Consider the following 5,388-nt stretch of genomic DNA (forward strand, 5'->3'; position numbering starts at 1 on the left):
GGCGGCAGCGCAGGCGGTGGGCGACTCAGGTGGTCGTCGTGGATGAGCTGGCGCGGCGGGCGTGTGTCGCGCGGGGGCTGGCGCCGCCGCCGGAGCTGGTGCCGGGGCGGGTGCTCGGGGTGTCCGGGACGGATGTCGCGGATCTGGGGAGCATCGTGGCCGTGGCGCTCGCGCACTCCGCCGCCGCGCGGGCGCTGCTGGCGGCGCTGGAGGGGGAGCAGCGGGTCGGGGAGGCGGACGTGCGGGAGTACTACGAGCGCAATCCGGACCGGTTCCTGACGCCGGAGGCGCTGCGGCGGGGTGTCGACCCGTTCCGGGGTGCGAAGGCGCGGGATCTCGTGCCGTACGCGCGCGTGCGGGACGGCGTCGAGGGCGAGTTGCGGCGGGCGCGGGGGCGGCAGGCGTTCTTCGACTGGCTGGACCGGGAGCGGGCCGGTGTGGAGTACACGCACGGTCACGAGCACCCCGGCGATCCGGCGCATCCGGACCACGAGCACCGGCACTGACCTCGGCGTTCGTGGCGCGGCGCGGGCCTCGCCGCGAACGCCCCGGTAACGCACGGAACCGAAACGCAACACGCAAACCATTGACCTCCGATGAATTCTGGTCCACCTTTTCATCATTCGGAGTCCAACTTGGTGATTTGAACCAGCAGGAAGGCCCAGGCATGCGCGCGAGAACAGTGACCGGAACCATGGCGGGCGTCATCGTCCTCGCCCTGACTGCGGCAGGCTGCGGCCTCTCCGGCGGCGGCTCGGACGACGGCGGCGCCAAGGCGGGCGGCTGTAGCGTCGACAAGGCGAACGTCGGTTCCGGAAAGCTCTCCGGTGACGTGAAGGGTGAGATCACCTTCCAGACCACGAACCTGAAGAAGGACTTCTCGACGTACTTCGACGGCGTGATCGCGGCCTTCGAGAAGGCCAACCCCGGCGCGAAGGTCAAGTGGATCGACGACCCGGGCGACTCGACGTTCACCCAGCGCCTCGTGTCGGACGCGCAGGCGTGCACGCTCCCGGACGTCGTCAACATCAACGTCAACACGGCCGAGGCCCTCACCAAGACGGGCTACCTGCTGAACCTGGACCAGAAGGCCCCGGACGCCGGCAAGCCGTTCGTCCCAGGCCTGTGGGACTCCAGCACGTACACCGACGCGGCCGGCCAGAAGGTGCACAGCGTCCTGCCCTGGTACTCCGGCGGCATCGTGCAGACCTTCAACACCGAGCTGATGAAGAAGGCCGGCCTCGACCCGGCGAAACCTCCGACGACCATCCTCGGCCTGTTCGCCGACGCGGAGAAGATCGCGAAGGCGTCGGACGGCGACTACTACGCCTTCCTCGCCAACCCGCAGCTCCGCATCCCCGCCGACTGGCAGCAGATGGGCGTCAAGATCTTCTCCGCCGACGGCAAGAAGTTCACGTTCGCCGACGACCCGAAGACCGTCCAGTGGGTCGAGGGCATGACGAAGCTCTACAAGGCCGGCGCGATGCCGCGCGACTCGATCTCCTCGAACCAGGACCCGTCCACGGTCTACGGCCAGGGCAAGCTGGTGTTCGGCGCCTCGAACCCCAACTACCTGCGGTTCATCGAGCAGAACAACCCGACCGTCTACAAGAAGACCGGCGTGGCCCGCTACATGCTGGACAGCCTCGGCCACACGGTCGGCGCCCCGCAGTACGTCGGCGTCGCCTCCACCAGCAAGCACGCGGCGACCGCGCTGGCCTTCGCGCAGTTCCTGACGAACGCGCAGAACCAGCTCACCTGGGCGAAGGACCCGAACGTCGTCATCTTCCCCTCGACGACCGCTTCCCTGGACGACCCGTTCTTCCAGTCGGTCAAGGGCGACGACCCCTTCGCCGAGGCCCGCAAGATCGTCGCCGGCGACCGCAAGACCGCCACGGCCGACGAAGTCGCCCTCACGCCGGGCGAGTTGAACGCGGCGACCGCTCAGGTGCAGCTCGCGATGCAGGGCAAGAAGAGCGCCCAGGACGCCCTGAACGACGCGCAGAAGAAGATGAACGAGCTGATCGCGCAGGGCGGCTGAGCATGGCGTCCAAGACCCTGACCCCGGTGCCCGTCGCGGCACCGGGCCGTCCGGCCGCCGAACGCCCCTCCGGGGTACGGCGGTTGCTGCGGTGGCTGAAGCCCGGTCCCACCGCCGAGGCGGGCGGCGCCGCGCTGTACCGCCGCTGGTGGCTGCCGTGGCTGTGGATGTCCCCGGCGATCCTCGGCGTCACCGTGTTCGGCGTGTACCCGTTCCTGAACACGCTGCTGCTGTCCTTCACGGACGCCAAGCCCCTCGGCGGCGCGGCGAACTTCGTGGGCCTGGACAACTACACGCGGATGCTGGACGACCCGGACTTCTGGCTCGCCACCCGCAACAGCCTGCTGTACGCGATCATCGTCGTGCCGCTGATGGTGCTGCTGCCGCTGATGCTGGCCGTCCTGGTGGAGAAGAACCTCCCCGGCATCGGCTTCTTCCGGTCCGCGTTCTACACCCCGGTCCTCGCCTCCAGCGTGGTCGTCGGCCTGAGCTGGCAGTGGCTGCTGTCGGACCAGGGCCTGGTCAACACGTGGCTGGAGAAAGGCCACGTGATCAAGTCGGCGATCCCGTTCCTGTCCGACTCGTGGCTGATCCTGTTCTCCGCGATGGGCCTGACGATCTGGAAGGGCCTCGGCTGGTACATGATCTTCTACCTGGCCGCGCTCGGGAACGTCCCCAAGGAACTCCACGAGGCCGCCTCCGTGGACGGCGCGGGCGCGATCCGCCGGTTCTGGAACGTCACCGTGCCGGGCGTGCGCACCTCGATGATGCTCGTCGGCACGCTCACCGGGATCGGCTCGCTGCGGGTGTTCACCGAGATCTACATGCTCGGCGGCTCGACCGGCGGCCCCGGCGGCGCCGACCGCACGCTCCCCTTCTACATCCGGGACGTCGCCCTCGACCCGCTCACCGGCAACGCCGGGTACGGGTCGGCCGTCAGCGTCGCCCTGTTCGTACTGACCCTCGGCCTCACGCTGCTGTCGCAGCGCCTCACGAAGGAGGACGAGTCATGACGACGGCTGTCCACAAGCGCAGACGGCTCATGCCGCGTTGGCGGGACTACGGCCGGCCGCGCGAACTCGTCGTCCGCTACCTGCTGCTGCTCTTCGTCCTCGGCATCACCATCGGCCCCCTCGTGTGGCAGTTGCTGTCGTCCCTGAAGGGCGCGGGCGAGGACGTCTTCGGCGCGGGCGCCTCCCTCATCCCCCGGCACCCCGCGCTCAACGCCTACAAGCAGGTCTTCGACCAGGTCCCCGTGTGGACGTACATCCGCAACAGCCTGATCATCGTCGTCCTGTCGGTCGGCAGCCAGCTCCTGTTCTCCACCCTCGCCGGCTACATGCTCTCCAAGCCGGGCTGGAAGGGCAGCAAGCTGGTGTGGATCCTGCTGATGGCGTCCATGATGTTCCCGTTCGAGTCGATCATGGTGTCGCTGTTCCTGAGCATCCGCGACCTCGGACTCGTCGACAACCTCGTCGGCGTGTGGCTGCCCGGCTTCGTCGGCGCGATCAACGTCCTCATCATGCGCGCCGCGTTCCTCGCGGTGCCGCGCGAGATCGAGGACGCGGCGATGCTGGACGGCGCGGGTGAGTGGAAGCGGTTCCGGTACCTGTACCTGCCGTCGGCGTACGGGGCGATCCTCGTCGTCACCATCAACACGTTCATCAGCGCCTGGGACGACTTCCTGTGGCCGCTGATCGTGCTGCGCACCGAGGACCACTTCACGCTGACGCTCGGCCTGTCCCGGCTCCAGTCCTCGTCGTTCGGGTACGACCAGCGGCTGGTGATGGCGGGTTCCGTGATCTCCGTGATCCCGGTGCTCGTGCTGTTCGTCATCACCCAGCGCTGGTTCTACAAGGGGGTCTCGTCGGGGGCGGTCAAACTCTGACGATCACGGGTACGGCCGTCAGCGCCTCCCGCGCGCTGGCCGCGACCCTCACCTCGATCTCGTCCGGCACGAACGCCTCCAAGTCGGCGCCGACCAGCTTCAGTTGGTCGGCGCCGAGCTGTATCGAGACCGTGCGGGTCTCGCCGGGCGCCAGCTCGACCCCCTGGAATCCCCGGAGTTCGAGGGTGCGCGGCCAGACGGGCGTGCGCAGCGGGCGGATGTAGAGCTGGACCACTGAACGGCCCTGCCTGGTACCGGTGTTGGTGACGTCCACGTCGACGGCATCGCCGTTGCGCCTCGGGGTTCCGTACGCGAACGTCGTGTACGCCAGCCCATGGCCGAAGGCGTACAGCGGGTCCGCCTCCTCGTCGACGTATCTGCCGTACTCCGTCTCCTTGTGGTTGTAGTAGACGGGGAGTTGGGCCGCCGAGCGGGGGACCGAGACCGGGAGGCGGCCCCGGGGTCCGGTGCGGCCGAGGAGGACTTCGGCGAGCGCGTCGCCTCCCCAGGGGCCCGGGTACCAGGCGGTGAGGACGGCGCCGGCGCGGTCCGCCTCCGGGAGCGCGTGGGGGCGGCCCTGGATCAGGACCACTGCCGTGGGGGTGCCGGTGGCGATCACCGCGTCCAGCAAGGCGTGTTGAGCCGGGCCGAGGCGGAGCGTCGCGAGGTCGGCTCCCTCTCCGCACGTCATGTCGTCCCGCGTGGACAGGGCCGCGCCGTTCGCGTCGAACTCCGTGTCCCGGGTGCGGGCGCTGCTGCCGCCCAGGACGAGGACGGCGAGGTCGGAGGCGGCTGCCGCGGCCACCGCCTCGGGGATGTGCCCCCGGTCGTCGCCGGTCAGGGCACAGCCCCGGGCGTGGCGGACGTCCATGGTGGGCGGGGCCAGTTCACGCAGGGCGTCCAGGACTGTGGCGCCTTCGCGCTGGGGGGCCGTGTAGTCGCCGAGCTGGTGGGTCGTGGTGGCCGCGTGGGGGCCGATGACCGCGAGCCTGCGGGTGGCCGGCGGTACCGGGAGGACGCCGTCGTTCCGCAGGAGGGTGACCGAGGCCCGGGCCAACTCCCTGCTCAGGTCCCGGCCTTCGGGGAGGGGGGTCCTCCTCGTGTACGGGTTCTCGAAGAGGCCCAGGCGGAACTTCAGGGTCAACACCCTTGCCACGGCGCCGTCCAGCGTGGCCTCGGTGACCAGTCCCCGCTCCACCGCCTCCTCCAGGCGCGTGAAGCCCTCGTCCCAAAGGCTCATGTCCACACCGGCGTTGAGAGCGAGGGCCCCTGCGGTGAGGCTGTCGCCGGTGATGCGGGCGAGACGGTCCACGGCCAGGCCGTCCGCCATCACGAGGCCCTCGAATCCCCACGTTTCCCTCAACAGGCCGGTGAGCAGAGGTCTGTTGCCGGTGCAGGGGAGGCCATTCACCTCGTTGTACGCGGACATCACCGCCGCCGCGCCCGCGTCGACGCCCGC

5 protein-coding genes are annotated in these 5,388 nt (G+C 69.6%); 4 read left to right on the forward strand and 1 reads right to left on the reverse strand.

The features are described from left to right. The 4 genes from AOK24_RS33750 to AOK24_RS33765 form a co-directional block, all read left to right on the forward strand. On the forward strand, positions 1-506 hold a 506-nt coding region (locus AOK24_RS33750; RefSeq protein WP_055723818.1), incomplete at its 5' end, for a peptidylprolyl isomerase. Between the two features lie 161 nt (positions 507-667). After that, positions 668-2,041 carry an extracellular solute-binding protein gene (locus AOK24_RS33755; protein WP_206191314.1) on the forward strand — a complete coding sequence of 458 codons (1,374 nt, stop codon included), beginning with the start codon at positions 668-670 and terminating at the stop codon, positions 2,039-2,041. Positions 2,042-2,043: 2 nt separating this feature from the next. Beyond that, positions 2,044-3,054, forward strand: a complete 1,011-nt coding sequence (locus AOK24_RS33760) for a carbohydrate ABC transporter permease (protein WP_107104108.1) — start codon at positions 2,044-2,046, stop codon at positions 3,052-3,054. Continuing rightward, complete coding sequence (locus AOK24_RS33765) at positions 3,051-3,929, forward strand: carbohydrate ABC transporter permease (protein ID WP_055723817.1); 879 nt, start codon at positions 3,051-3,053, stop codon at positions 3,927-3,929. Before AOK24_RS33760 ends, AOK24_RS33765 begins: the two co-directional genes overlap by 4 nt. Here AOK24_RS33765 and AOK24_RS33770 read toward each other — a convergent pair. Beyond that, positions 3,919-5,388: glycoside hydrolase family 3 C-terminal domain-containing protein (locus AOK24_RS33770; protein ID WP_107104109.1), on the reverse strand; the 1,470-nt coding region annotated here is incomplete at its 5' end. The genes AOK24_RS33765 and AOK24_RS33770 overlap by 11 nt on opposite strands.

Origin of the sequence: Streptomyces niveiscabiei (genome assembly GCF_001419795.1) — a bacterium.
Lineage (GTDB): Bacteria > Actinomycetota > Actinomycetes > Streptomycetales > Streptomycetaceae > Streptomyces > Streptomyces niveiscabiei.